Genomic DNA, 25,666 nt, shown 5'->3' with positions numbered 1-25,666 from the left:
TTTTGTTAAAGTAAATGGAACATTGCGCTCATTATGTTTTGTTCACACCTAGTGACAACATACAGCACATTGATTAGCAATATAAACCAACAATAACAAATATGGACAAAGGATTTTTATGCTATCTAAATCTCTGATATGCAGTGCTATTTTACTAGCTACTAGCGCTTCTGTTGATGCCCAATCTAATGCTGAACTTCATCGTTTAGCCACCGTAGCTAAACCGATAGAACAAGCAGTCACATTTAACTTAGATCCATCTAAGGAGCGTTTTTCAGGACACACGACTATAAAACTTGAGGTGCTCAAAGCCACTCAGTTTATTGAGCTCAACGGTTTAGACTATGCGATCAACACTGCTGAGTTAGTCGGAAAAGCGTCGTGTGAGCTCAGAGATAAAATGCTCGAAACCGGTAAAGTGAGATTGAGTTGCGAAAAAACACTGCAACCGGGTCGCTACACGCTTACTATTGACTATACCGCCCCTTACAATCGCAACAGCGTCGGTCTCTATAAAACCATAGACAATGGCGTGCCTTACTTATTTACTCAGTTTCAGATGAGTGATGCAAGAAGAGCAATACCAACGTTCGATGAACCTGAGTATAAAATTCCATTCCAACTCACTATTACCGCCCCTGACGATCAAAAAGTATTCGCTAACACGCCTGTTTTAGAGATCAAAAAGTCAAATGGCATGACCACCCACTATTTCGACAAGACGCCGCCCCTTCCTTCTTATTTAGTTGCCTTGTCCGTTGGTCCATTCGAAGTGCTTGATGTTAAAGGGATGTCGGTTCCGGGTAATATTATTACCCCACAAAAGAAATCAAATCTCGCCGCTTATTCCATCGAAAACACACCAAAGATACTCAAAGCACTTGAAGACTATTTTGACTTACCCTATGTCTATAAAAAACTAGACCAAGTCGCAGTCCCTGAATTTCCGTTTGGTGCAATGGAGAATGCAGGCCTTGTGACTTACCGAGAAGACATATTACTTATCGATCCAGCAACGTCGACAAGACAAGCCCAAACTTCGCATGTAAACGTTATTGCTCATGAACTTGCACACCAATGGTATGGTAATCTAGTTACGATGAAATGGTGGAATGACCTGTGGTTAAACGAAGCATTTGCCACTTGGATGGCTGCAAAGATCACATTACAGCTGTTTCCTGAGCTAGAGACAAATTTATCCTTATCTCAACACAGGGCCATGCCCTATGACGCTCAAGCAACTACCTCACCGATCCGCAAACCGGTTATTACAGAGTCTGATGTAACAGACGGCTTGGGACTTGCGTACAGCAAAGGTAGCGCGGTACTTTACATGGTTGAGCAGTGGCTTGGGGAAGCAGTATTCAAGCAAGGCATGCGCAATTATATCCGTAAATTTGCTTATAAAAATGCAGAAGCCAAAGATCTTTGGGATGAGCTGGGTAAAGTGTCTAATAAAGATGTTGCGACAGTGCTAAACTCATTTGTATCACAAGCTTCGTTTCCACTTTTGACGATTAAGTTAGATGGTCAGAATGCCACCTTATCCCAACAACGTTTTGTAATAAAAGGGCAAGAAGCGGCAGCACAAACTTGGCATATCCCCATCACACTGCGCTATGGTAAAGGTGACAAAACGGCCACTAAGACAATACTTCTAGACTCCAAGAAACAACAGATTAAATTAGACTTTGAGCCAGAGTGGATCTTACCAAACGACAATGCGACAGGTTATTACCGCTGGGATCTTTCTGAGTCTCAACTCGCAAGCCTAATATCACATGCCCCAAACAAGCTAAACGAGCGGGAGAGATTAGACTTACTAAGCAATGTTGACGCGCTGATGGAGTCTGGAAAAATAAACGCCAACGCGTTGATGTTAACGCTCAGTGAGTTTATTAACGATACTCATCCCAAGGTAGCAAAGGCCGCTCTTACTCAATTACTATCACAACATAAACAGTATGAAGACGATTCAAATAAGCTACTTTGGAAAAAGCTTTTTACGACTTATGTTGAGCCTGCGTTTTCTCGATATGGACTTGAGGCAAATGCAAATGAACCAGCTGCCACATCGGAAATACGTGCAGCATTGGTTAGAGCACTGGCTTTCGAGACCAAGCATCAAACCATTATTACGCATGCCAAAAAACAAGCGAGTTTATATTTAACGTCACCTGATAAAGTTGACCCCTACTTGGCGAGAAGTTTCCTGCAAATAGCCGCTTACTACGGTGATGCTGAGCTGTTGAAGTCGTACAAAAAGGTTTTTGAAACTACTAATAACCCAACTCAACGTACTAATCTATTGCTTGCCATGGGTTATTTTGGTCCTCAAGAATTGCAACAACAAGTACTAGATTATGCCCTAAGCGAGCATGTAACTGCCTCCGACTTTAATTACATATTAAGCGGGAATGGTAAAGGCGATGAGCGAAAAGCGCTTTATCAAAAGTGGTTTTATCAGCACTTTGAGCGCTTAAAGGAACGCTTCCCTCCTTTTGCCAAGCCACAGCTACCTTTTTACCTATTTTCGTACTGTGACGCAGATGCGCTAAAACAAGCGCAGCAGTTTTTTGGGCCAATGCAAAACGAGATAGAAGGCTTAAGTAAATCACTTAAGCAACTGGAATTGGCAACAAATACCTGCATTATGCAAAAGCAAAGAGAGCTGGCTTCAGTTAACCAATTTTTGAATAATCTGTAAAAGACTCCAACCAGTTGTGGCGCTTTTGGCTTTTGCTGGGCGCCACTATTTTTTAGGATAAATATGTTACGTTCATTTTTATTATTGCTATGTCTGCCATTCACCTTAGCCGCTGAAACCGTGATTGATCCCGCTCGTGATAGAGCAATTCCTGTAGAAATTCATCAACCATCCAATACCGATAACTGCTCAACTACAGCGCTTTGTCCCGTTGCACTGCTAAGCGCCGGCTATGGTGTGTCTCATACCGAATATCAATTTTTGACCAAGGCGCTAAACCAAGCAGGATATTTGGTTATTACTGTAGGCCATGAGCTTGCAACTGATCCTCCTCTTTCCGTCGAAGGGAACTTATATGAAACACGCGCAGAAAACTGGCAACGGGGCGCTGATACGCTAGTGTTTATTCACGATTACTTTAAGCCAAAGTTCACCACCTTTGATTTTGAGCATGCCCTTTTAATTGGCCATTCTAATGGCGGTGACATTTCAGCATGGTTAATCAATCACGGCGCTATATTTGTAAACCATATCATTACGCTAGACCATCGCAGAGTGCCATTACCGAGAAGCCTTGATGTAAAGGTATTGTCGATACGAGCAAGTGACTTTCCGGCAGACAAAGGAGTGTTGCCAAGTCGTGCAGAAAAGCAAAAATATCAGGATTGTGTTGTCACGATAGCGAATGCAAAACACAACGACATGACTGACGAAGGTCCGAGCTGGCTAACAGACAAAATAGCACAAATTTTGGCTGATCATTTAGCTGGAAAACCTTGCCTAGGGAATGAAAAAGTAAAAGACCAATAGTCGCAAAACACAGAGAGAAATGAGGAAATTTCACTCCTCTTTTTGTTTATATGTTCTATTTAAGCCGAGCTTTATTTAATTTCAGCCACTGGCATTGATAGCGGTTTTACACACATAAAATATGCCCAAGCAATCAATATGATTTGCAGTGGTGCTCTAATTAGCAAGTAAACTGGCCCCCACTGATGTCCTCCCAGGCCAACGCTGTTGAGCGCGGCATACACATTTGCAGGAAAAAACAGGATAAAAATGGCAATAGCCGCTTTTGCTGTAGGCAATTGATATTTAGGTATAAATAACAGAATCGCTACTACGAGTTCGATGACACCAGTGAAGTACACCAAAGGAAGCCTATACGGCACCCAACTAGGTAACATTTCTACCATTCCCTGTGCTTTTACGATATGGCCAATAAAAAAGAACATAAATGCGATACCGAGACCCCAACAAGCAAGCGTTGTTGTCTCTACCTGTACGCCTCTTACCTTTGAATAGATAATACCGAGTAATAACGGGCTGCAAAGTAACAGAATAATGATGATCGGTGTAACCATGGTTTATGCCTTATCCCTAAACATTGTTAGCGGCTAAAAAGCCACCAAGATTATCCAATCATGTCACGTGATGTTCCTAAAAACAATAAAGTTAGCAACCGTATGTGCTAGGGCCTGTTGACCTTTGCTGTTTGATTTTTGTTCTTCTGAGTGTGTTTTGGTCGCGACGCTCGACTTGCCGCCTAGTAATCTAGGCAAAAGTTGAGCAACAATGAACAAAGCGCACTCAGATGAACCCAAAGGGCAGCGCTTGATTGGCATTTCTTCTGTGTTGCCCCACAAGGATGTGGGGTAAGGTGACTTTGCAGGAGCACAAAGTCTTTATCGCCAGACTTACATAGAATGACTATGCTACGCAGGCTCTGCCTTGTATAAATACCAATCAAACTGCTGCAAAAACAAACTTGAAAGATCAACAGGCCCTAGATTTTGCTGATCTTTAGCTCACCACTTTCATCAACTCCGCTTTAGTCTTGCCGATATCAAACTGCTCAACCATCTCTCGCAATTCATTGGCTTTACTCAACAATGACAGCCCCGATGCATTCGTCATCTCTACCAAAGTATTGTTTTGCTGCGTGATACCATCAATTTGCTTAATGGCTAGATTAATTTGCTCAATACCACTCGATTGCGTATTGCAGGCCTCTGCGATAGTTTGCACTTGCGATGCAAGTCCATACACACTTTCCACGATGGTTTTTAGCGTCTCGCCGGATTCTGAGGCCAGCTTAGACCCTTGCTTCACTTTGATGTTACTGCTTCCCAACAACTCAGAAATGTCTTTTGAGGCGCTTGCACTGCGCAGCGCTAAATTTCTCACTTCTGAGGCAACGACCGCAAAACCTTTTCCTTTTTCTCCGGCTCTTGCAGCTTCAACAGAGGCGTTTAGCGCTAATAAGTTAGTTTGAAACGCGATAGAATCAATAACCTCAATGACGGTAAGTATTTCTTTAGCACTCTTACTAATTTCGGTCATTGCCTCAATCGTTGACTCAACTACCTTTCCACCTTGCTGTGCTTGCTGGTTCACTTCAATTGCCAATTGATTAGCCGATTGCGCATTACTGGCGTTTGAGTGCACGGTTTCGGTGATTTCACCAACTGATACCCGTGTTTCTTCGATAGATGCGGCTTGAGAAGAGGACCGTTCACTTAACTCTTCGATGCCTGTGGTGATCTGCTGTACCGAAACCGTGATGGATTCGGCCATGGCGAGTAGCTTTTGCATCATATTAGCTAAGTTGCCAACACTGGTATTCACCGATTGTTTCAGCAGCGCAAAATCACCCGCATAACTTTTTTCAACTTGGCGAGTTAAATTTCCCTGAGACAGCCCATCCATCACATTCATGCACTCCTTAAGTGGAGCTTCAATTGAGTCCAGCGTTTCATTCATGGCTGTGATTATGCTGGCGTATGCGCCATGATGTTTGCTGGCGTCTGCTCTATGATGCAAGTCTCCCTCACTGGCCGCTTCAGCAAGCTTTTCAGCATCGGTTAGCATCAATTTTATCGCACCAACACAAGCAAAGAGGCTTTGATAGATGCTATCAAACTCTCCTTTATAACCATCATTCGTTAAGGCGGGTAACTCTCCTTTTGCGATACTTTCTAGATACCCGCTAGTAAGAGCTACGGGTTTAGAGACCGCATCAAGTGTTTCATTGACACCACGAATGATTTTTCGAAATTCCCCCTGATGCTTGGCTTCATCTGCGCGAGTAGAGAGCTCCCCTTCTCCTGCTGCAGCAACTAAGCTGTAAGTATCTTCAATAAGCAACGATAGTGATGAGGTGGCGCGCTGTAAGGCCATATGTATTTGTGCAAATTCACCCTTAAACTCACCGCTAATCCGCTCGGGAATTTCTCCTTTTGAAAGCGAAGTAAGATATTGTTTTGTTTGGCTAATGGGTTGCTCAACAGCATCAAGTAGTTTGTTAAGTCCGCTGGCTATTAATTTCATGGAGCCAACGTATCCCTCAAGGTTTAGACGTTCGCTTAGTTTGCCATCGGAAGCTGACTTGATGAGCTGTTCAACCTGTTGCTCCGCACGTCTTGTCTGGCTTAAGTCCTTAAATTCAAATACCGTACCTAACACCCTACCATTTTGATCGGAAACCGGGTTGGCGGTTGCCGCAATGATTATGTCACCTACGCACCACTCCCATTCTAACTGTCGTACTAATTGACCCGCAGCCTGATTCAGTGCTTTAGAACTGTGAAGTAAAGCTTTGGGAATTGGATGGTTAACGACTTCAATCGGCACGTTTAACGCAGTGCGGTAACGATCAAATAAAGAATCACATTGTGCATTTACGTAGATCACTTGATTACTGTCATCACATAAAAGCACGGGCGCGGCCACGTTATTTAGCGCATAACGGATCCGTAAGTTTTCTTTTGCTTGTAGCTCTAACTTTTGAGTCGCATCAAGTAAGCTAGTTTGCATTTGTCGTAAATTTGTCAGTAAGTTACCTATTTCATCGTCACTGTGTACAACGACTTCATTGTCTAATCGACCACTCGCAATTGCCTTTGCCACATCAGATGCACGGCGGATTGGACGAGTGATTAAATGCTGCATATACCAAGTCAGTAATCCTAAAGTCACAAGCGCAACAATAAAGAGTCCTAGGGTACTAAAAAAGATAAGTTGGTTTTTTGTCGCGACAATTTCACTCGTTCTCGTGTCTACTAACGCGTTAATTTGCTTATTAATTTCAAGTAAGTAAACACTTGCTTGGCGGTCTATTCCACTTACTGAAGCATCAGCAAGGCTAATATCAAAGCCTGAACTTTTGAATAGTTCCACCGCTTCACGATATTTTTGTCCTAAGGTGAGGTGTTCTTTTTGATATTCGCGCAACTTATTTTCTAGGGTAGTTGGTAACGTATAGGCTGAAACAATTGAACTGAGTTGCTTTTGTACCTCAGCTTCTTTGGTTTCAAATCTTGACCAATATTTATTTAGCTGGGCAGGATCGCTTCCTCTAATGAGTACATTTTTCCACTCTTGTACTTGGGTTTTGAAATCATCGAGCACTATGTTTATTTGCTCGCGAGCAGCCAATTCATTGTCTATCATGCTGTCATACTGCTCCGCGACGCGTTTCATCACCCAAACAGTAATCATCGCACCGATGAGCATTACCACTAAACCCGCAGTTACCGCAGAAATAAGTTTTGCCTTAACACTTTTCATTCTGAGTATCCCTAATTATGAAAAGATTGTTACATAAAGATAGAACAGGAATAGTGGTGCTACAAATCAATGCAGTATCAAGGGTGAAAAACCGTTATTGCACTTTGATTTACAATGTAAAACTTATGACATTCGTCATCATCACAGAGTCACAAATATCTGCTAGGATAGGTTCGCAAGAGAATAAAGGAATAATACCTGCGGAGCAGGTTTTTAGCGGAGTAAGTAGATGTCGGCGTTTTTTCGCTATCCGACGGCTTGGTTGGTAACAACCATTTTCACTTGGTTAGCCGTTGCAATACCAAGTTTGATTTATGCTCAGCAAAAAGCACAATGGCTGCCTTGGGTACAGCATATCGGTGTTTTAGTCCTCGTGCTTTTATGTATCAATGAATCCGAAAAGTACTATGGCTACAAGGTTAGATATTCAATGCTGTTTGTATTGGCGCTTTTGATCCAGTCAATTAACCTTACTTCCCCCGCCGCAATTCATCTCATTTACAACGTAAAACTCGTTGGGATCCTTGCTTTTTATGTTCCTTTAAGTTTTGCGCTTGGGTATATCCTAATTACCTCCTGCTTATATGTTGCGTCGCAATACTTTTTTTGGGGACATGGTTTTGAATATCTCAACGCTGTGTTATTTGCTTGTTTTCAGTTATTTGCGTACGTGGTCTGTAAAAGAATGCAAAAAGAACAAGAAGCCAAAGAAGCGCTACAACTCGCCCACAGCCAGCTATCTGCAACGCAATCTCTGTTAAGCCAAAGTATTGCTAAACAAGAGCGGCTTCAATTAGCACGAGAGTTACATGACGACGTTGGACATCAAATAACCAGTCTAATTGTAAATTTAGATGTCGCAAGACGAACTGCGGCTGCACCATTAACCGAGCTATTAGATAGCTGTTATTTGCAAGCTAAAGACACCCTAAAATGTATTCGCGATTTAGTCAGCGACAAGCGTAGCAACGAGCATATCGATCTCCATGATGCATTGCTGAGGCTCACTGAATCTATCCCTCGTCTTAACATTGAACTCGACTATGAACATCACCCGTTACTCGAGAAACTAAGTTATGCCAATTGCATCCTAAAATGCTGCCAAGAAGCCATCACCAATACCTTGAAGCACGCCAAGGCGGATAAAATGCAAGTACGAGTGTATTGTCAACAAGGACTAAAAGTACAAATAAGCGACAACGGCATTACCTTAAATAGTATTCGATTTGGAAATGGTCTGGCTGGTATGCAGGAACGGATCCAAGAACTCGGCGGCAGTCTTGATGTGTCAACTCATCAAGGCGTAACATTAACTATCCATTTTGGGACGACAAATGGCTAAAATATCAGTTTACCTAGTCGATGATCAGGCGCTTGTGCGCCAGGGTATGCAAGCACTGCTTTCGCTAAGTGGTGACATTGTTTGTTCTGGAAGTTGTGGCAGCGGCAGTGAGTTCATCCAACAGGTTCAATTAAACCAAATTACAGCTGACATTGTGCTTTTAGATATGCGAATGCCTGAGCTAGATGGTGTCGATGTACTCACCGAGCTTTTGCCTTTGGCAATCAACTTTAAAGTCATAATCCTCACTACCTTCAACGACACTGCAAAGCTAAAATTAGCCCTTGAGCTTGGTGCTAAAGGCTGTCTTCTTAAGGACGTGGACTTAGAAGAGTTAATTGATGCCGTTCGACAAGTCCATCAAGGTGAACTCATCATCCAAGATGAGCTTGCTGAGACCTTACTAAAACCTGACCCCACTTTAGATAAGCTCACCACACGAGAAAAGGATATTTTAAAACTAATCGCGAAAGGATATTCCAATAAGGAAATCGCCAATACTTTATATAAAGCGGAAGGTACCATCCGTAACTCGGTTTCTTGCTTGCTCGCAAAACTACAGGTACGAGACAGAACACAAGCAACACTAAAAGCTAAAGCGCTCGGCTTCGGGGATTGATATTGCTACACTGCCATATCGCCATTTGCGGAGCCGTTTTTGAACAACCCAAATTTACCACTAGTTTATCACGCTAATTACTCATTCAATTTTGATCCAAAGCACCGCTTCGTGATGAGTAAATTTGCGCGTCTTTACCATGAAGTAGACGCATTAGGGCTCATTCACAACAATGTTTATAGCCCTGAAGCCGGCGACCCATCGCCACTTGAAAGCGTGCACTGCGAGCAATATATTTGGGACTTATGGCGTGATCAACTCAACGCTAAAATGATGCGCCGTATCGGCTTGCCTTGGTCGGAGCAGCTTATGGCACGTACTTTTACTGCGCCTCTTGGAACGCTAAAAACTGCAGAGCTTGCGCTTAAACATGGTATTGCATGCCATTTAGCCGGAGGCACGCACCACGCACACTATGATTTTGGCTCTGGTTTTTGCATGGTAAACGATCTCGCCTTTACGGCCACACATCTGCTCGAAAATAATCAAATCACCAATGCCCTCATTTTTGACTTGGATGTTCATCAAGGCGACGGCACTGCCGCTATGCTAAAGCACAACCCGTATGTTTATACCTGCTCGATCCACTGCGAGAAAAACTTTCCGTTTCGTAAACATGCTAGCGATTTAGATATTGGCTTAGAAGTAGGGATCAGTGACACACACTACCTAGAAATAGTCGCACATACGCTTGAGTCATTATTGGTTGATCTAAATCCAGATATTGTGCTGTACGACGCTGGTGTCGATGTTTGGCAAGGTGATAACTTAGGTAAATTGGATATCTCATGGCTTGGCATTGCGAAACGAGATGCACTGGTGCTGACCTTATGCCAAAAGCATGGTGTCCCTGTCGCGACCGTAATTGGTGGCGGATACGATAAAGATCACCAAAGATTAGCAAAGCGCCACGCGATTGTAGTGCAACAAGCTGCAAAACTTTAAAAAAATGATGATCTTTTTATTTTGCTCATTCGTTTATCATTATGAAGGGTTTGATTGGTGTAACACCTTTAGTTAATTTCCCCTTCACCATGGCACTGATTAGGCGCACCGTGTGGTGCGCTTTTCTTCTTACTTTCCTAAAAAAACACATTCATCAATATTTAAAGAACATTTAATTTACACGAATAGCTCACCCTGCTAATGTACCCACTTCGCTAACTAAAACAAGGAATTAGTATGAAAACCAAACTTGCGATTATCGCTTCATTATTCGCTGCGAACTCAGCTTACGCTACTGTGGAGTTGTACTCAGGTGCAAATAACTGTGCTTTAGACAGTAAACTGGAAGCTGCTGCTTTCACTAAACATGCGAATGCGGTTGGTAACTTAGAGGCGTTAACACAAAAACACAGCGAACAAGCGGGCGCCACGGAAAATGGCTACTTTATTTTCAATCCTGCCTACTTAAGAACAGAGCGTTACTTCAACTGTAGCGTGCCGCTAAATGCCAATATTGGCCAATTTACGCTAACCGTTCATGGAACAACTAAAGGACTAACTGGTACTAATGCCTTTTGTTTGGTTTCAAAGATTCGTAAAGTGAGCGACGGCGGTATCGATAAATGGTTCAAGTTTAGAGAGACAGGTAAAGGTTTCTATTGGACTGATATATCTGATCCAAACGTAGCAGAAGAGCAATTTGTTAGCCATACCACCACTTTAAATAATAACTACGAAAGTGGCGCTGTTTTGGACCTCAAGTGCAGAACAACGTGGGATAAAGGCAGCGTGGCAGTTGGTCAAATTGAGCTTAGCTACTAATATTGATTAGTGCCCTGTCACTATGGGCAATCTTTCCCTAAGGATTGCCTATTATGGTCCAACAAATTCTTGATTATGCTTTACCAGTGCACGCCTAATTCGGTCTATGAGCATCGGATCTGTATCCTTGCTAAATGCCATACATCCACGCTGCTGACTTGCCTTCGTCACTTCTAAAAGCGGCGTAACTTCGTCATCGTTAAGCCCTGCGGTTTTAAGTTCTTCACTCATGATGTATTCCGTTGACATTACAAGGTCTATCCGTCCTTTGAAAAAGAGTTTGTAAAAGCTTTTGGAGTCGGCGGCGACCATCAAATGATCTCCTTGAGTAAACCCGTGTTGAATCAAAAAATCATAATAGATATTGCCTTTTACTACTGCAGAAGTGTATTGCTTGGCATCTTCCAATGAAGCCACTTGAATATCTTTGCGCGTTTTAAGCTTGAAGAAATACACGCCCACAGGGCGGATCAAAGGGCATGCCCATTCATAGTCAGCTTCACGCTCAGCGGTACGATAAATAGAGTAAATCATTGTATTTGGGCGCTCTTTGGCAATTTTCATTGCCCGTACCCAAGGGTAAACTTTTATCTCGTAGTCAATTTCAGCAGCAGCAAGCACTTCCCTTACCTTTTTTGTTGCTCTCCCAACAACCTCACCTTTGTCATTGGTGAAGTTGTACGGCTTCCACTCTTCGGTTACCACGAGTAGATCTTTTGCAAAGGCACTCAAACTCGTTAAAGAGAGTATAATCAGGCTATAAATCGCTAATTTTATTACATAAGCCAATATTTCTTCTCCGCTTTTTGCAATTCCACCTTAACTCATGCACCATATTAAGAATATAAAGTTTCAAGAACATCAATATGAAAAGCATAGTACTATTTATCCTTCTCGTCGCTTGTAGTTTTACGAGCATGGCGAATGAACAGGCAACGTCAAAAAAGCCGACAGAAAACCAACAACAACAAGCTTTATCACAATTACAAGAGCCCATGTATAGGCCCTTAATTGAGCGTTATATTCTTGATGAATTAAGAGCAGTCAGAGAAGATCAAATGCGCTTACGAGCTGATATAGAGAAAAAAATCAGCCACTCTCAGCTAGATACTGCAGATCGCGCAATTACCTACACCACAGATACCATCAATAATGTGCTCTTTTTGATCACAGCAGCTGCGTCTATCTTAGTTGTCGTTGGTTGGACTTCTTTTAGAGATATTAAGAGTAAAGTAGAAGATATCGTTAGCCTGCGCGTTGGCACGATCACCGACGAATATGAAAAGCGCCTTCAGGTTATTGAAGAGAAATTACGCGAACGTTCTGAGGAAATCCTCAATAACCAGAAGAAAATATCTATAACGAATGAAGTACACTCTCTGTGGATGCGGGCAAATCTTGAGAGTGACATGAATTCTAAAATTGAAATTTACGATGAGATCCTAAATCGCAAACCGGAAGATGTTGAGGCGATTGCCTACAAAGCCGATGCGTTATTAGAGCTTGGTCAAACCAACACTGCAATTGCTTTGTGTAATCAAGCATTAGAAATTGACAGTGACTATGGCTATGCCTATTGGCAGCGCGCGTGTGCTTACTCCATGCTATATAAGCATGCAGATGCGATGGCCGACATCCGTATGGCTTTAGAATATGCGCCTAACTTAAAGAACGAGTTACAACACGAGCCAGCGTTTGCAAGTCTTGCAGATAACCAGAGCTTTAACGAGCTGGTGAATAGTTAAGTTGTTTTAGCAGCTCGATTTGTAATTGTGTAATCACGTCGAGCTGCTTTTTAGAGATAACCAACGGATTTTCAATTTGATGGATTGTAGCCCCTTGCAAATTAAAGTGTTTTTTCAGCTCAACCATCATATTACTATCGTAGAAAAGTGCAGCCAAAGAGCCGTCTGCAAATGCTTGCGCTAAACCATATTCCAGACGTTTATGCAGTTTAATATCGTCTTTACGGACATAGAAGTACACCATTGAAGGGTAGAGTAGCAGGTTTTTCTCACCATAAGTCACTTGCTTGTTATCAAACGCCTTAAGCTCAGGAACGACTTCAATGACACCTCGTGGAAAAATTTTACCAGCGCTATTTGCAAGCACTCTGTAAACTGCCAACCCATCAACATATTTCTCTACCGTAAAACCCGCTTTTTCAAAAATCTGAACGTCAGGCCAGTCCTGCCCCAAGACAACGTTGAACTTTTGTAGCTCAGCTAATGATAAATGCACATTCAGCTTGCCGCTGTCGGCCACGTTCATTGCCAGTGCCCTTATACCAAAACTGCCAAACGCTATGGGAATGGCCACTGGCTTTGCTTGAGTGTCTCTAGCGGCTGTTGAGACCGTCCAGAATACATCGACATTGTGCTTTAGCAATTCCTTAAATTGCCGTGATTGATTAATTGGTAAATCAATCGGCTCTATCCAGTACTCGCCATATTGCTCTCGTGACTTATCTAAAGCTAAGCGCAAGACTGACAAAAAATATTGATTCTGCGGCGTGCCATTTTCTTCTGCTGCGTCCACGACCCTAATGACCTTTGGCTCTGCAGAAACAGTATTCGCGGTTACCAGCAATAATAAGCATAAGAGATACATAACACGAGCCTGCATAGGATCACCAATATTGCTCAACGGTGATCTGCCCGGGCTTGGCTCGCCTATGGCGTTCGTACCCCATACTCTGCAACTGAGCACTTAGCTCTTTCACCATTTCGGGGTTACCACAAAGCATAAAATGACTATTATCCGGAAACTGCTTATAGCCTAGGTAGGTTAATAATTGCTTGTTTTCGATCAGTTCAGTGACACGGCCTTGGCAACCGTTTTCAGGCTGTTCCCGTGTAACAAGCGGCACATAAGTAAAGCCATCTCTTTGTTGTTGCAACTGCTCAAGCTCTTCATGGTAACACAAATCTGCATTTAGGCGCACACCATGAATAAGGATCACCTGTTTAACCCTCTGCCACACGTCACCTTCTCTGAGCATAGACAAAAATGGGCCAACCGCCGTACCTGTACTTATCATCCAAAGCGTATCGCAAGGTGGTAGTTCATCTAGTATAAAAAAACCGTTTGCTTGGTAAGCTACATTGAGCTCATCACCGACTTGTAGCTGATGTAAAGGCACTGAAAGGTTGCCATCGGGCACTTCAACTAACAAGACTTCATGAATTGGTTCTGACGGCGCGTTTACAAAAGAATATGCTCGCGCGATGCGCTTTTCCCCTTGTTGCAAACTCAATTTAGTATATTGACCAGCCTTAAACGGTGCGATATCCACTTTAAATCTGATACTGAATAATGTGGGCGTCCAATGTGTGATTTCGACGATTTCTCCTTTTACCCATTGCGACATTATTTCTCCAAAACTCACAAGCCGTATTTATTTAACGATAACATAACCATGGCAAAAAAATTGGCTTTGTCAAAGTTTCGGGCACCAGGTTTTTCCTAATTCAACTGGAAGCGGATCTCTGACGATAATCTGTGAAGTGACTTTCGGCAGCGACAGATTAAACTTGTCGATATGCGCATTCACCATGGACGCATATCCTGCATTCGCAGCGCCAAGCGAATAGGCTTTCATTGTTGTCGACACGGTTAAGGCTTGTTTGTTTTGCTCTAGCTGTTGTACCAACTCCCGCAACCAACCAAGGTAATGCTGATTATCTTCTATTAGGGCAGGTTCCGCAGCAATATTAGCAAGCGCTTTGTGATAGCTGGAGAAGTCAGAGTTGAGTACGTATATCCCAAGACTATTGATTGACACTTGTTTCACGGCTCTATAGTTGTCATCTTTTGCGTAATGGGTCGCCGCGTTAATAAAATAGCTAAGTGCTTCATCAGCCTCTCCTTTTGCAAAGGTTGCATTACCAAGTGCAGTTAACAGCCCTGCTTGCATAAAATTTGGCAACCGTTCTTGATCCACACTTTTTAAAAGGTTATATCCGACAGCTGGCTGACCAATCCGAGTATAGGCAATTGCTATATTCACTTTTAATGCAGACTTGTGCTGGGAGCTGACTGAAGCATTCATAGCACATCGATAATGCCAAATCGCTTGCTCATTTTGATTACGACGACGATAGCCTACACCTATATTAGTCAGAATTTTCGCCTTATCTTGGTCCGCAAAAGTCTTGAAGGGTGGTGCTTTAAGCGTATCTAGTGCCTTAATAAAAATGGCGTTATTGAATGTGCTGGCACTTGCTCTAATCGCTTGATAATGAAGTTGATATAAATCTTGAACCGGAAGATCTTCCTGAGCAATCGCGTTTTGGTATACCTTAAGCGCTTCACCAGGCGAATTTTTGACCAGCGACTCAAATTCATTTAAGTCAACTTCTGCATTCGCCATCAACGCTAAAAAGCCCAGAACAAAAATCGTCATCGCTCAATACCAATACCTTATCATTAGAAAAACTCTACCACCTTTATGTAGTGTAAACTAGGGCCTTTTGACCTTTGCTGTTTGACTTTTGTTCTCCTGAGTGTGTTTTGGTAGCGGCGCTCAACTTGCCGCCTAGTAATCTAGGCAAAAGTTGAGCAACAATGAACAAAGCGCACTCAGGTGAACCCAAAGGGCAGCGCTTGATTGGCATTTCTACTTTGTTATCGCCTGACTCACATAGAACAACTATGCTACGCAGGCTCTGCCTTGTATAAATACCAACCAAACTGCTGCAAAAACAAACTTGAAAGATAAACAGGCCCTAGTCGAAGGAATTTTGGATGGACAAAGATCAAAAAAAAAGCCGCTTCAAGCGGCTTTTTTGGGTGTGATTCGCGTTGTTTTAGGCGTGTCTCCAAAACTCTGCGATTACGTTACCAAGGAACTTTTTTAAATTGTATTAAATTGACTCTAGCGCTATTTTAACCATTTCATTGAACGTGCTTTGACGCTCTTCTGGCGGCGTTGCTTCACCAGTAATAACATGGTCACTTACTGTGAATAGTGCCATCGATTTGGCGCCATATTCAGCCGCTACGCCATATAAACCAGCTGTTTCCATATCAACAGCCATGACGCCTAGCTTGTCTAATTCTTTATAAAATTCACCATCGGCTTGATAGAAAGTATCTGTAGTGAAAACATTACCAACTTTTGCTTCAATACCTAAACGGCGAGCAGCGTTTACGCCATTTTCTAACAAACCAAAATCAGCAATTGCAGCGAAGTCATAGCCACGTACACGAGCACGATTCACATTTGAGTCTGTGCTCGCGCCTTGCGCAAAGATCACATCGCGGATCTTGATGTCTTGACTAATACCACCACATGTACCGATGCGGATCAGGTTCTTAACACCAAAGCTAACAATAAGCTCACGAGCGTAGATTGACATAGATGGAATACCCATGCCTGAACCCATGATGCTCACTGGCTTACCATTGTAAGTACCAGTAAAACCAAACATGTTGCGAACGTCAGTTACCTGACGAGCATCTTCCAAAAAGTTTTCAGCAATGTATTTTGCTCTTAGTGGATCGCCCGGCATTAATACCGTTTCTGCAAAATCACCTGGCTTTGCGCTAATGTGTGGAGTGCTCATATTGTTTCCTTTAGTTAGGCTTTTATCTCGGCCTTAAAGCCTTCACCGTACTGCGTTGCATCTAAATCAAACCACTGGGCAAGCGTTTGACCTATGTCAGCAAAACTTTGTCTCTCTCCTAACGGAGTATTGTTCATACCCGGTGTATATGCCAATACGGGCACGTACTCTCGCGTATGATCTGTACCTTCTGCGGTTGGGTCACAACCGTGGTCGGCAGTCACTAAAAGCAAATCGCCAGCTTTTAGTTTGGCAATAATTTCCGGTAAAAATGCGTCAAATTCAGCAAGTGCTTCTGCATATCCCACTGCATTTCTGCGGTGACCAAACTTTTCATCGAAGTCAACTAAGTTGGTGAAGATAAGGCTATGGTCTGGCGCTGTCTCCATCACTTCGCTTGTCTTCGCTAGCAGATTCAAAAGACCAGGCGCTTTATGCTTTTGCGTGATCCCTTGATGCGCATAAATATCTGCAATTTTACCAATACTAATTACTTCGCCACCGTCATTGGCTAGCTTATCTAGCACAGTCGGCGAAGGTGGTAATACCGAATAGTCTCGGCGATTACCTGTACGAATAAAGTCGGCACTTGAAGTGCCTATAAATGGCCGCGCAATCACTCGTCCTATATTCATTTCATCAAGCAGTGCCCGTGCGATTTCACATACTTGATAAAGCTTGTCAAGTCCGAACGATTGTTCATGAGCGGCTATTTGAAAGACGCTATCAACTGAGGTGTAACAAATCGGCTTACCGCTTTGCACGTGTTCTTCACCCAGCTGTTCTAAAATCGTTGTGCCCGATGCGTAACAGTTACCCAAAATGCCAGGGATGTCTGCACGTTTGCACAATTCATCTATAAATTCTTGTGGGAAACATGGGTTAGTATTTGGGAAGTAACCCCACTCAAACAATACTGGCACCCCTGCCATTTCCCAGTGGCCAGACGGTGTGTCTTTACCACTCGATAATTCTTTTGCATATCCCCAAGCAGCACTTGGTTCTATGGTTTGCGCCACAGCGCAAGTTTCTTTACCTGCAGCTTCACATGCTGCAATAAGGCCTAGTTTAGAAAGATTAGGTAAGTCTAACGCTTGTCCTTTTTCTTCTTTATACGCCTGCAATAAATGAGCGAGAGTATTAGCGCCTACGTCTCCAAACTTTTCTGCGTCCGGTGCTGCGCCAATGCCTAGGCTATCCGCCATTAAAATGATTGCTCTTGCCATAGATACCTCTCTATACTGCTCAGGCTGTTATTTATTCTTAAATACATGGTTACCTTAAGCGTTGGTTACTTTATGTTTGGTTAAAAAAATCGTACAGGACATAAGTCCGCTGTCATAAAATAGTCACAAAATTCACGAAAAGCTGCGATCTTGCTAATTTAGCTCTGTCGCCCTTAAGCGGACATAAGTCCTGTTTTGAGTCCGCCAAACCCGTTAAATTTGCTCATTAAGCGAGGCAAAAGAGATTAATCGTGTCTTTTTTGCTATTGTGATCTTCCAACATAAACAACTGCTGGGTGTGAACTTTAGTGACACGAACTATTATAGCCATAGCTGGCGCATCTGCGTCTGGTAAGTCTCTTTTTAGTCAAACGATCTACAACGAATTAGTAAATGAGCTTGCCTCAGGCACTATCGCGGTAATCGAAGAGGACGCCTATTATAAAGATCAATCGCATTTACCTATAGAGCATCGTACTCAAACGAATTATGATCATCCTGATGCGTTTGAACACGAGTTGTTACGCGAGCATTTAACTAAGCTTCGCCTAGGTGAATCCGTAGAGGTTCCTACCTACGATTACGGACAGCATACACGTAGTGATAAAACCCGAATAGTAAACCCTGCTAAGATACTAATCGTTGAGGGTATATTACTACTGAGCGATCCTGCATTAAGTGAAGAGTTTGATATCAAGGTGTTCATTGATACACCTTTGGATATTTGTTTGCTGCGTCGCATGCAAAGAGATATAGAGCACAGAGGAAGAAGTCTGTCATCTGTGGTAGAACAATATCAGGCGACGGTAAGACCGATGTTTTATCAGTTTATCGAGCCATCCAAGCATAATGCCGACTTGGTTGTGACCCGTGGCGGTATGAATCGCGTTGCGATTGATATTATTAAAAGTAAAATAAAATATTTGCTACAAGAATAACGGGAAATTGGCATGACAACAATTATGAGCTTAGTGGGCATGATGATGCTCCTAGGCGTAGCATTTGCGTGTTCAACAAATCGCAGTGCTATTAATAAGCGTACCGTAGGCGTTGCATTTTTATTGCAAGTCCTTATTGGTGGCTTTGTACTCTTTATTGAAGCGGGCAAAAATGTATTAGCTTCAATGTCTAGCGCGGTTGCCAAAGTGATTAGCTATGCTAACGACGGTATCGGTTTCTTGTTCGGGCCATTAGCCAAACAAGACTCGCTAGGGTTTATCTTTGCGATTCAGGTGTTACCAGTGATCGTGTTCTTCTCAGCACTCGTTGCTGTGTTGTATCACCTTGGTATCATGAACTGGATCATTAAAATTTTAGGTGGTGGCTTGCAAAAGCTGCTACAAACGTCACGACCAGAGTCGCTTTCAGCTACGGCAAATATTTTTGTCGGTCAAACGGAAGCCCCTTTGATCGTAAAACCGTTTATTCCAAAAATGACGCAATCAGAGTTGTTTGCAGTTATGGTTGGCGGTTTGGCGACGGTGGCAGGCTCCGTTATGGCGGGCTATGTGGCGATTGGTGTTGAGCTTAAATATCTCATTGCCGCGAGCTTTATGGCAGCCCCGGGTGGCTTCTTAATGGCAAAAATGATTGTGCCAGAAACCGAGAAGCCACACGAAAATCTATCTGATGTAGATAGTGGTGATGATAAACCAGTAAACGTAATTGATGCTGCAGCATCTGGTGCATCAAGCGGTATGCACTTAGCACTGAACGTAGGTGCGATGCTACTTGCGTTTGTGGCACTTATTGCGCTACTAAACGGTCTACTAGGCAGTATTGGTGGAATTTTTGATTACCCAACACTGACGCTACAAGAAATTTTAGGCTACGTCTTTGCCCCTGTTGCTTGGCTACTTGGGGTACCTTGGTCGGAAGCCGTGACGGCAGGTAGTTTTATCGGCCAAAAATTGGTGGTTAACGAGTTTGTTGCCTACCTAGATTATATGAATTATCGCGATACGTTGAGCACGCACACTCAAGCGATTGTCACATTTGCTTTATGTGGATTTGCTAACTTATCGTCGATTGCCATCTTACTAGGCGGACTTGGTGGTATGGCCCCAAGTCGTAGAAAGGATATCGCTCGCCTAGGGCTCAGAGCAGTGTTAGCAGGGTCTATGGCTAACCTCATGAGTGCAGCAATTGCAGGTTTCTTCCTCTCGCTAGCTTAGAAACTTATTGAGATAAGCCGCAGTTGCAAAACAATTGGTTGGTTGCTTTAAGGGGTTAAAGTGACCACACTAACTTGAACGATACTTCACCAAAGGGCCTTTTAGGCCCTTTTATCGTTTCTGAGAAACGCTTTTTTGACAGCACCATGTTAAGTGACCAGCACCTCTCACCTACAGCTCCTTCATCGCTTTTGGTGGAAATATCTTTTCTTGTAACCCAGTTACTAGGCTGACTCCAAGCAAGACTAAAATACTGCCAAGGATTGTGTTAGCACCGATTTGCTCTTGCAAAAAAAGATGCCCCCATAAAATCCCAAACACTGGAATTAAAAAGGTAACGGATAAAGCAGACGCAGCGCCAAGATCCTCGACTAATTTAAAATAGAGAATATAGGCAAAACCCGTGCATAATATGCCAAGTCCAACTACTGCACTTATCACTGTAGAGTCAGGCGTTTCTCTCATTGGCATAAACCAAATAAAAGGCAATACCAATAGGGCAGAGCCCCATAAGTTACCATGGGCATGATTAAATGCGCTCATTTTTGGTGCCGTTTTGGTGTAATGAGAGGCCACTGCATAGCTCAGAGTCGCACACAGCGTTGCAATAATAGGTAACCATGCACCTTCGTTCAATACGGTGCTATCCAACCCAACTAGCGTGATAACACCTGCAATCCCAGATCCACAACCTAGCCACACCGACTTTTGAGTCGGCACTTTTAGCCAAAACACACTGATTAACACACCCCAAAATGGCGCGGTTGAATTTAAAATTGAGAGCATAGAAGCATCAAGCGTTTGCACTGCATAAGCAAATAACATAAAAGGTAACGCTGAGTTAAACAGTCCGAGGATTAGAAAGTGCTTTTTGTACTGCCAAAAATGTAAATTGCGCTTTAATACTAAAGCAACCGCGGCGAGCGTTAGCGCACCAAATAAGACTCTAAATTCAATGAGTACAGCAGGACCAAGGACACCGGCAGCCACCTTCATAAATAAAAATGAGCCACCCCAAATTGCGGCAAGTAACACTAAACCAAGAAACCCTTTCACTACATACTCCAAGGTTAATATTAATGAAGCTTTACCTTACGCCGATATATAAATACAGCACAAGCCATTTTTGGTACTGTCATTAGGAAGTGTTTAACTTTCTTTGAGAAAGAGGGAAAAGCTAAAACTTAAGGTATGGAATGAGACTCGCTTTTTACACAATGATAGTCGCTTTGATTATCCTCACAGGATGTAGCAAAAGGCAAACTCTAGCGCCAACAGAGCAAATACAATTGACTCAGTTGCCGGTTAGCCTCGCCCAACTTTCTAGTGACGCTGCGCTAACCTTACTACTCATTAACGATCATTTACTACAAGTATGGGATAACCAAAGCCAACAGCTGATTAGACAAATCGAAGGAAGTAAATACCAACTTACTTTTCGTGACGCTTTAATAGCGCCGAGCAAGCGCAGTATTCTGAGTATTTCGGACACCCAACTCAACATCTGGCAATTGCACTCAAACGAAGTTGTCAGTTATCCATTACCTGGGTTTGACTCGTTTATCCGCGTTACCAAAGCCCTGTGGTCCAGCGACGAGCAGTTTATCGTCCTTGGCTACAATGACGGCAGCATACTACTTTTGAGTTTAGATGAGCAAATCATCACCAGAATAAACCTTCATGAAAGCAGCATTACACATTTGATTTTTAATCGTAACTTGACCTCGCTCTACTCGGCCTCTTTAGACGGTCACGCTAAAAAGCTTGAGTTAACTAGTAAAGAAGTCACTGTAGATTATGAGCTGCCTCATCGTATTACCAGTTTGGCATTATCGCAAAATGAAAACTGGCTGTTCGTATCAGACGCCCTGCAAGACCAAAAATTCATTGATACGCGCACAGGTCAAGCAGTGTTATCTCTATCCTATCCTCAGCGCTTCAAGTTTTTTCGAAGTGCACAGTTCGTCGCTAACGACAAGTTTCTGCTAACCACCTCTTCCAAGGGATATATTTCGCTATGGGAATTAACGTTGGGAAAAGAAATTGTCAGTTGGCCAATAGCACAACTGAATCTGGGCAGCACCGTTTATGATGTACACATCTCCGATAGTAATGTGCTTACGACGATAAGTTCAGATGGGGTATTGGAAAAGTGGGCCTTAACACCTATATTGTTTGATTATTAGAGACAAAAAAAGGTAGCATTCGTCGATAAGAAAAAATAATAAATACATCTATGGAACACTCAAATTTTGACAATCAATCGCACTGTTTAAATTGCCACACTCAACTTGTTGGCGAGTACTGCTCAGGTTGCGGACAGAAAAAAGCGTCGAGATTGACCTTTAAACACTTACGCATTTTGCTTCAAAGCGCACTGCTTGAACTCGAGTCCCCCTTTTTTAAATTGCTTTTTGGATTATTACTTCGACCTTTTAAGACCATTCTTGGATACTTAAATGGACAGAGAAGTCGCTTTGGTAATCCCTTCAAGTTTAGTTTTATTCTACTCACCGTGATCGTGCTTGCCTCGCACCTACTTGAAATCAGCTTCATATCCAGCAGTCAACTTTTGGAATCGAAAGAGCAGCTCAAATGGCAATCTGAAATCGCACTATATGAAGCAACGCACATTTATCGCGTCTTTATTCTGGCATTCTTACTCGGATTATCCTCTAAGCTAGTGTATCGTTCTGCGCCCTACACAATGCTGGAGTACGCTATAGGACACCTACTCATTCTAACCCTAAGCATACTGATATTCTCAATTCCACTAATGCTGGGTATCTTCGCCGAGCAGCTTTACGCAATTTTTTCGCTCTTATTTTCTGGTTTGTACAGCATAATACTTAACTATAAAATGGCGGAAAATGAGCTAATAAAGTGGAAAAATTGGGGTAAGGCAATACTTGCCTACGCGATAGGCTCGACACTATTTTCGGCAATTCTTACATTTTTATTTGGGGTATACAGTGGTTTTACTCACAAGATTTGATCTGCATGTGAATTATTTAGCTATGCCCTAGACAAGTCTGAGCTTGTCTAGGGCATAGCCATTAATACTACTGTTTTAGCTGTGCTTTTGCAGCCTCAACCTTTTCAAAATCAAGACCTAATTCGTTAACTGCTTCTTTGATCAGTGCAGGATTTTGCATTACCAAAGCCATCAACTGTTGAAGTTTTTCGGGTGGAATACCGAGTTGCTGAATAGTCGCCATCGCCATCATTGGATTTTCAGTCAGCTGGGTAAATACCGCTTGGATCTGTTCATCCGAAATATTGTGCTCTTTAAGTAATGCAATGATTGGGTTCATCTTGTTTCCTAACTATTTTTTACTAATCGTGCGGCGTAAAAACCGTCAAATTCTGAATTTACTCCTGGAAGTAAACGTAGTGAGTCTTCTAGCTGCCAATTGGGGTTATTTGCCAAAAAGCGTTCAACCTGCTGCTCATTTTCAGAAGGAAGAATGGAGCAAGTTGCATACACCAGTTTGCCGCCCACCTTACACATTTGACTGTAACGCGCCAGAATATCGGTTTGCAAAGCAATAAGTGTGTCTAAATTTTGCGAATTCAAGTGCCACTTTGCATCTGGATTCCGCTTTAATACACCAAGACCAGAGCAAGGCACATCCAATAGCACGCGATCAAACTTCTCTTTTTGGCGCTTAATGGTTTTATTGTTTTGAATAACGCGCGTTTCAGCAACATGCACACCTGCACGTTTCGCTCGTTGTTTTAGTGTTTCAAGCTTATGTTCATGGATGTCCATAGACAACAAGCGACCTTTATTCTCCATTAGCGCAGCTATATGTAAGCTCTTGCCACCAGCGCCTGCACAGGCATCAACCACTTTATGGCCGGGCTGTATTTCTAAAAAAGGCACTATTTGCTGAGAACCTGCATCTTGCATTTCAAACCAACCAGACTGAAATGCTTGAGAGCGGAACAGATGGCTATTGGACTCTACTTTTAGCGCGACATGAGAATCAAGCGCAATCTGTGAAACCTTGATCCCTTCTTTTGCTAGGGACTCTATTACTGTCGCAATATCGCTTTTTAGGCTATTGACTCGCAAATATTGTTGAGCACTTTGATTTAGCGCGGATGCAACCGCTGGCCACTGCTCACCCAGTTGCTCATGCGCGACCTCGTTTAACCAATCAGGTAAAGATAAACGAACGGCTTGAGGCGCCTGCTCAATTAAGCTTTGCAGCTTTTCCAGATTATAACGCTCGGTATCCACCCACTCTGGAAGCGGCTGCGCTGTAACGACTTGGCAAGTTAACCAGTAGCCAAAGCCATCTAGCGGCATTTCTTCATGCTCAAGTAGGTAAGCCAGTAACCGTTTAAAGCGGAAGATATGGTAATAATTGCTCACCACATACTGCCTTTCATCAAGGTTCCACTGAGGGTTGTTCTGTAGTAATTGAGTTAATGCTTTATCGGCATGAAGAGAAGTATCTAGCACATGTTCAATGCACTCAGACAGAGTTTGGACTAACGAGCGAGTTACAGACACGATATGGTCTCGATTATTGCTAAAACACTATTTTAGCGCGCATACCAAAGGGCTTCAATTGGAGTTTATGATCTTTGGCAAGAATCTTAAAAGTTGTGGGGCAAATATAGTAAGCCCCACAGCTATTAGCTTATTTAACCTGAGGTTTGGATAAGAAATGAACTAACTCATTGTTTTTAAAATAATATTAAATTATTTCCTTGTCTAGCCAGAGAGTTTTAGGGAAAACAAGGCGAATTTACGCACCAATAGCTGGCTATTGGAAGTGAATTCAACGCAGTTAGCGCTAAAACTGGCTGCTAGAAAGACATTAATTATCCGCAGCTCATATATGGTCTCCTCCCTTATTGCAAGGTTTCTTTAGTAAATAACAGGGACAGGATTGCTGTCATATATACGGTCTGTTAATGAGTTTTATTTGAAACTCTGACCTAGATGTAAATCGCGCATATTGCCCTAATCAGGTTATCGGTATTTAGCTACCCCTGAGCTCGACAGGTTTTCAATATGCCGGTTTGACCTGTTATGTCATCTACTTCAGTCACTTTCGCAATTCGGTGAAAGAAATCTACTTATCTTGCTTGATATGCCTCTTTTGATACTGTAATTGCCCAGGCCACTCTAGCCATTTTATTGGCATAAGCGACACAGGCTTTATTATGCCCTCGCGTTTGTACAAGTCGATTTATCCAAAGACTCAGTTGGTCTGTTTTATACTTTGCTCTCGATACAACCGATTTAGCCCCTTGAATAAGTAAACATCTCAAATATCGATTACCACGCTTACTTATCCCGAGCAAAACTGATTTTCCACCCGTACTACGTTGCTTGGGCACGAGACCTAATGAGGCTGAAACATCTCGCCCTTTTGTATAACCACTACCATTACCCACTTCGTTAAAGTAACTACTTGCAACTATTGGCCCTATGCCCGGAATACTCTGTAAATTGACGCATATCTCATTGTTTTTAACTTGCTCTTTTATCTGTTGATTGTACGTTTCAATACTTTCATCAAGCACTTGTAGGAGTTTATAGAGTTGGCTAAGCACTTGTTTAAAGCTCGCGGTCAATACTCGCTCCTCACCTAACAAAGCAGCCACTTCTTTGCGAACATTTTCGATACCTTTAGTAATGGCAATGCCGTACTCAAGTAGCAAACCTCGAATTTGA

Annotated in this window: 24 protein-coding genes; 11 read left to right on the top strand and 13 right to left on the bottom strand. The window is 42.7% G+C overall.

Features of this window, described 5'->3' with window-relative positions; genetic code table 11:
- Positions 1-118: 118 nt before the first annotated feature.
- Together NH462_RS18730 and NH462_RS18725 are read left to right on the top strand one after the other, a co-directional pair.
- Positions 119-2,707: a M1 family metallopeptidase gene (locus NH462_RS18730; RefSeq protein WP_253107168.1), complete on the top strand. Its 2,589-nt coding sequence runs from the start codon at positions 119-121 to the stop codon at positions 2,705-2,707.
- A gap of 63 nt (positions 2,708-2,770) precedes the next feature.
- Complete coding sequence (locus NH462_RS18725; RefSeq protein ID WP_253107166.1) at positions 2,771-3,517, top strand: alpha/beta hydrolase; 747 nt, start codon at positions 2,771-2,773, stop codon at positions 3,515-3,517.
- 71 nt (positions 3,518-3,588) lie between these two features.
- On the opposite strand, the gene NH462_RS18720 is transcribed toward NH462_RS18725, so the two are convergent.
- From NH462_RS18720 to NH462_RS18715, 3 genes are all read right to left on the bottom strand, one after another.
- The gene (locus tag NH462_RS18720; protein ID WP_010369905.1) at positions 3,589-4,071 is read right to left on the bottom strand and encodes a hypothetical protein; all 483 of its coding nucleotides are present in this window, start codon (positions 4,069-4,071) and stop codon (positions 3,589-3,591) included.
- A 63-nt stretch (positions 4,072-4,134) separates the two neighbouring features.
- Positions 4,135-4,332: a hypothetical protein gene (locus tag NH462_RS23075; protein WP_366034090.1), complete on the bottom strand. Its 198-nt coding sequence runs from the start codon at positions 4,330-4,332 to the stop codon at positions 4,135-4,137.
- Between the two features lie 178 nt (positions 4,333-4,510).
- The gene (locus NH462_RS18715; protein WP_253107164.1) at positions 4,511-7,276 is read right to left on the bottom strand and encodes a methyl-accepting chemotaxis protein; all 2,766 of its coding nucleotides are present in this window, start codon (positions 7,274-7,276) and stop codon (positions 4,511-4,513) included.
- A 229-nt stretch (positions 7,277-7,505) separates the two neighbouring features.
- Between NH462_RS18715 and NH462_RS18710 the strand changes: the two genes are divergently transcribed.
- The 4 genes from NH462_RS18710 (at position 7,506) to NH462_RS18695 (ending at position 11,004) form a co-directional block, all read left to right on the top strand.
- Positions 7,506-8,618, top strand: coding sequence for a histidine kinase (locus tag NH462_RS18710; RefSeq protein ID WP_010369919.1), 1,113 nt, complete (start codon positions 7,506-7,508; stop codon positions 8,616-8,618).
- Positions 8,611-9,237 carry a response regulator transcription factor gene (locus tag NH462_RS18705; RefSeq protein WP_010369923.1) on the top strand — a complete coding sequence of 209 codons (627 nt, stop codon included), beginning with the start codon at positions 8,611-8,613 and terminating at the stop codon, positions 9,235-9,237. The genes NH462_RS18710 and NH462_RS18705 overlap by 8 nt, the downstream gene beginning before the upstream one ends.
- Before the next feature lie 39 nt (positions 9,238-9,276).
- Complete coding sequence (locus NH462_RS18700; RefSeq protein ID WP_253107163.1) at positions 9,277-10,182, top strand: histone deacetylase; 906 nt, start codon at positions 9,277-9,279, stop codon at positions 10,180-10,182.
- A gap of 237 nt (positions 10,183-10,419) precedes the next feature.
- Positions 10,420-11,004: a hypothetical protein gene (locus NH462_RS18695; RefSeq protein WP_253107162.1), complete on the top strand. Its 585-nt coding sequence runs from the start codon at positions 10,420-10,422 to the stop codon at positions 11,002-11,004.
- A gap of 51 nt (positions 11,005-11,055) precedes the next feature.
- On the opposite strand, the gene NH462_RS18690 is transcribed toward NH462_RS18695, so the two are convergent.
- Positions 11,056-11,793, bottom strand: coding sequence for a transporter substrate-binding domain-containing protein (locus NH462_RS18690; RefSeq protein ID WP_253107161.1), 738 nt, complete (start codon positions 11,791-11,793; stop codon positions 11,056-11,058).
- A 77-nt stretch (positions 11,794-11,870) separates the two neighbouring features.
- Between NH462_RS18690 and NH462_RS18685 the strand changes: the two genes are divergently transcribed.
- Complete coding sequence (locus NH462_RS18685; RefSeq protein ID WP_010369934.1) at positions 11,871-12,749, top strand: tetratricopeptide repeat protein; 879 nt, start codon at positions 11,871-11,873, stop codon at positions 12,747-12,749.
- Here the strand turns inward: NH462_RS18685 and NH462_RS18680 are convergent.
- The 5 genes from NH462_RS18680 to NH462_RS18660 all read right to left on the bottom strand — a co-directional run bounded on the left by NH462_RS18680 (position 12,727) and on the right by NH462_RS18660 (position 17,797).
- Entirely contained in the window at positions 12,727-13,629 is a 903-nt protein-coding gene (locus NH462_RS18680) for a hypothetical protein (RefSeq protein WP_253107160.1), read from the bottom strand. The two genes, NH462_RS18685 and NH462_RS18680, sit on opposite strands and share 23 nt — an antisense overlap.
- 4 nt (positions 13,630-13,633) lie before the next feature.
- The gene (locus tag NH462_RS18675; protein WP_253107159.1) at positions 13,634-14,374 is read right to left on the bottom strand and encodes a ferredoxin--NADP reductase; all 741 of its coding nucleotides are present in this window, start codon (positions 14,372-14,374) and stop codon (positions 13,634-13,636) included.
- A 69-nt stretch (positions 14,375-14,443) separates the two neighbouring features.
- Positions 14,444-15,409 carry a hypothetical protein gene (locus NH462_RS18670; protein ID WP_253107158.1) on the bottom strand — a complete coding sequence of 322 codons (966 nt, stop codon included), beginning with the start codon at positions 15,407-15,409 and terminating at the stop codon, positions 14,444-14,446.
- A gap of 460 nt (positions 15,410-15,869) precedes the next feature.
- Positions 15,870-16,571 carry a purine-nucleoside phosphorylase gene (deoD, locus tag NH462_RS18665; RefSeq protein WP_253107157.1) on the bottom strand — a complete coding sequence of 234 codons (702 nt, stop codon included), beginning with the start codon at positions 16,569-16,571 and terminating at the stop codon, positions 15,870-15,872.
- Between the two features lie 14 nt (positions 16,572-16,585).
- Positions 16,586-17,797 carry a phosphopentomutase gene (locus NH462_RS18660; RefSeq protein WP_010369944.1) on the bottom strand — a complete coding sequence of 404 codons (1,212 nt, stop codon included), beginning with the start codon at positions 17,795-17,797 and terminating at the stop codon, positions 16,586-16,588.
- A 308-nt stretch (positions 17,798-18,105) separates the two neighbouring features.
- Here NH462_RS18660 and udk point away from each other — a divergent pair, with 308 nt between their 5' ends.
- Positions 18,106-18,735 (top strand): uridine kinase, encoded by a 630-nt coding sequence (gene udk / locus NH462_RS18655; protein WP_010603723.1) that lies wholly within the window; start codon positions 18,106-18,108, stop codon positions 18,733-18,735.
- Positions 18,736-18,747: 12 nt separating this feature from the next.
- Positions 18,748-19,971 (top strand): NupC/NupG family nucleoside CNT transporter, encoded by a 1,224-nt coding sequence (locus NH462_RS18650; protein WP_010369948.1) that lies wholly within the window; start codon positions 18,748-18,750, stop codon positions 19,969-19,971.
- Positions 19,972-20,142: 171 nt separating this feature from the next.
- Here the strand turns inward: NH462_RS18650 and NH462_RS18645 are convergent, their stop codons facing one another.
- Positions 20,143-21,027, bottom strand: a complete 885-nt coding sequence (locus NH462_RS18645) for a DMT family transporter (protein WP_253107156.1) — start codon at positions 21,025-21,027, stop codon at positions 20,143-20,145.
- Between the two features lie 140 nt (positions 21,028-21,167).
- Between NH462_RS18645 and NH462_RS18640 the strand changes: the two genes are divergently transcribed.
- Together NH462_RS18640 and NH462_RS18630 are read left to right on the top strand one after the other, a co-directional pair.
- A complete protein-coding gene (locus NH462_RS18640) occupies positions 21,168-22,157 on the top strand; it encodes a hypothetical protein (RefSeq protein WP_253107154.1) in 990 nt (329 codons plus the stop codon).
- A gap of 386 nt (positions 22,158-22,543) precedes the next feature.
- The gene (locus tag NH462_RS18630) at positions 22,544-22,966 is read left to right on the top strand and encodes a hypothetical protein (protein WP_253107262.1); all 423 of its coding nucleotides are present in this window, start codon (positions 22,544-22,546) and stop codon (positions 22,964-22,966) included.
- Positions 22,967-23,033: 67 nt separating this feature from the next.
- Here the strand turns inward: NH462_RS18630 and NH462_RS18625 are convergent, their stop codons facing one another.
- From NH462_RS18625 to NH462_RS18615, 3 genes are all read right to left on the bottom strand, one after another.
- Complete coding sequence (locus NH462_RS18625; RefSeq protein WP_039496508.1) at positions 23,034-23,285, bottom strand: DUF2999 family protein; 252 nt, start codon at positions 23,283-23,285, stop codon at positions 23,034-23,036.
- An 8-nt stretch (positions 23,286-23,293) separates the two neighbouring features.
- On the bottom strand, positions 23,294-24,493 hold the full coding sequence (locus NH462_RS18620) for an RsmB/NOP family class I SAM-dependent RNA methyltransferase (RefSeq protein WP_253107152.1): 1,200 nt from the start codon (positions 24,491-24,493) through the stop codon (positions 23,294-23,296).
- Between the two features lie 572 nt (positions 24,494-25,065).
- A partial coding sequence (locus NH462_RS18615) for an IS110 family transposase (RefSeq protein WP_253107150.1) occupies positions 25,066-25,666 on the bottom strand: 601 nt, incomplete at its 5' end.

This window comes from Pseudoalteromonas sp. OANN1, assembly GCF_024124685.1.
GTDB classification, from domain to species: Bacteria; Pseudomonadota; Gammaproteobacteria; order Enterobacterales; family Alteromonadaceae; genus Pseudoalteromonas; species Pseudoalteromonas piscicida.
Note: the sequence above shows the minus strand (reverse complement) of the source record. Positions and strands in the feature narration are given on the sequence as shown.

What these genes read in the sequence shown, in the direction of transcription:
- NH462_RS18640 (WP_253107154.1), top strand. Translation starts at nt 21,168, where the DNA reads ATGAGACTCGCTTTTTACACAATGATAGTCGCTTTGATTATCCTCACA.
- NH462_RS18660 (WP_010369944.1), bottom strand. Translation starts at nt 17,797, where the DNA reads ATGGCAAGAGCAATCATTTTAATGGCGGATAGCCTAGGCATTGGCGCA.
- NH462_RS18705 (WP_010369923.1), top strand. Translation starts at nt 8,611, where the DNA reads ATGGCTAAAATATCAGTTTACCTAGTCGATGATCAGGCGCTTGTGCGC.
- NH462_RS18715 (WP_253107164.1), bottom strand. Translation starts at nt 7,276, where the DNA reads ATGAAAAGTGTTAAGGCAAAACTTATTTCTGCGGTAACTGCGGGTTTA.
- NH462_RS18685 (WP_010369934.1), top strand. Translation starts at nt 11,871, where the DNA reads ATGAAAAGCATAGTACTATTTATCCTTCTCGTCGCTTGTAGTTTTACG.
- NH462_RS18675 (WP_253107159.1), bottom strand. Translation starts at nt 14,374, where the DNA reads ATGTCGCAATGGGTAAAAGGAGAAATCGTCGAAATCACACATTGGACG.
- NH462_RS18720 (WP_010369905.1), bottom strand. Translation starts at nt 4,071, where the DNA reads ATGGTTACACCGATCATCATTATTCTGTTACTTTGCAGCCCGTTATTA.
- NH462_RS18730 (WP_253107168.1), top strand. Translation starts at nt 119, where the DNA reads ATGCTATCTAAATCTCTGATATGCAGTGCTATTTTACTAGCTACTAGC.
- NH462_RS18650 (WP_010369948.1), top strand. Translation starts at nt 18,748, where the DNA reads ATGACAACAATTATGAGCTTAGTGGGCATGATGATGCTCCTAGGCGTA.
- NH462_RS18710 (WP_010369919.1), top strand. Translation starts at nt 7,506, where the DNA reads ATGTCGGCGTTTTTTCGCTATCCGACGGCTTGGTTGGTAACAACCATT.
- NH462_RS18670 (WP_253107158.1), bottom strand. Translation starts at nt 15,409, where the DNA reads ATGACGATTTTTGTTCTGGGCTTTTTAGCGTTGATGGCGAATGCAGAA.
- deoD (WP_253107157.1), bottom strand. Translation starts at nt 16,571, where the DNA reads ATGAGCACTCCACACATTAGCGCAAAGCCAGGTGATTTTGCAGAAACG.
- NH462_RS18680 (WP_253107160.1), bottom strand. Translation starts at nt 13,629, where the DNA reads ATGCAGGCTCGTGTTATGTATCTCTTATGCTTATTATTGCTGGTAACC.
- NH462_RS18695 (WP_253107162.1), top strand. Translation starts at nt 10,420, where the DNA reads ATGAAAACCAAACTTGCGATTATCGCTTCATTATTCGCTGCGAACTCA.
- NH462_RS18625 (WP_039496508.1), bottom strand. Translation starts at nt 23,285, where the DNA reads ATGAACCCAATCATTGCATTACTTAAAGAGCACAATATTTCGGATGAA.
- NH462_RS23075 (WP_366034090.1), bottom strand. Translation starts at nt 4,332, where the DNA reads ATGCCAATCAAGCGCTGCCCTTTGGGTTCATCTGAGTGCGCTTTGTTC.
- NH462_RS18725 (WP_253107166.1), top strand. Translation starts at nt 2,771, where the DNA reads ATGTTACGTTCATTTTTATTATTGCTATGTCTGCCATTCACCTTAGCC.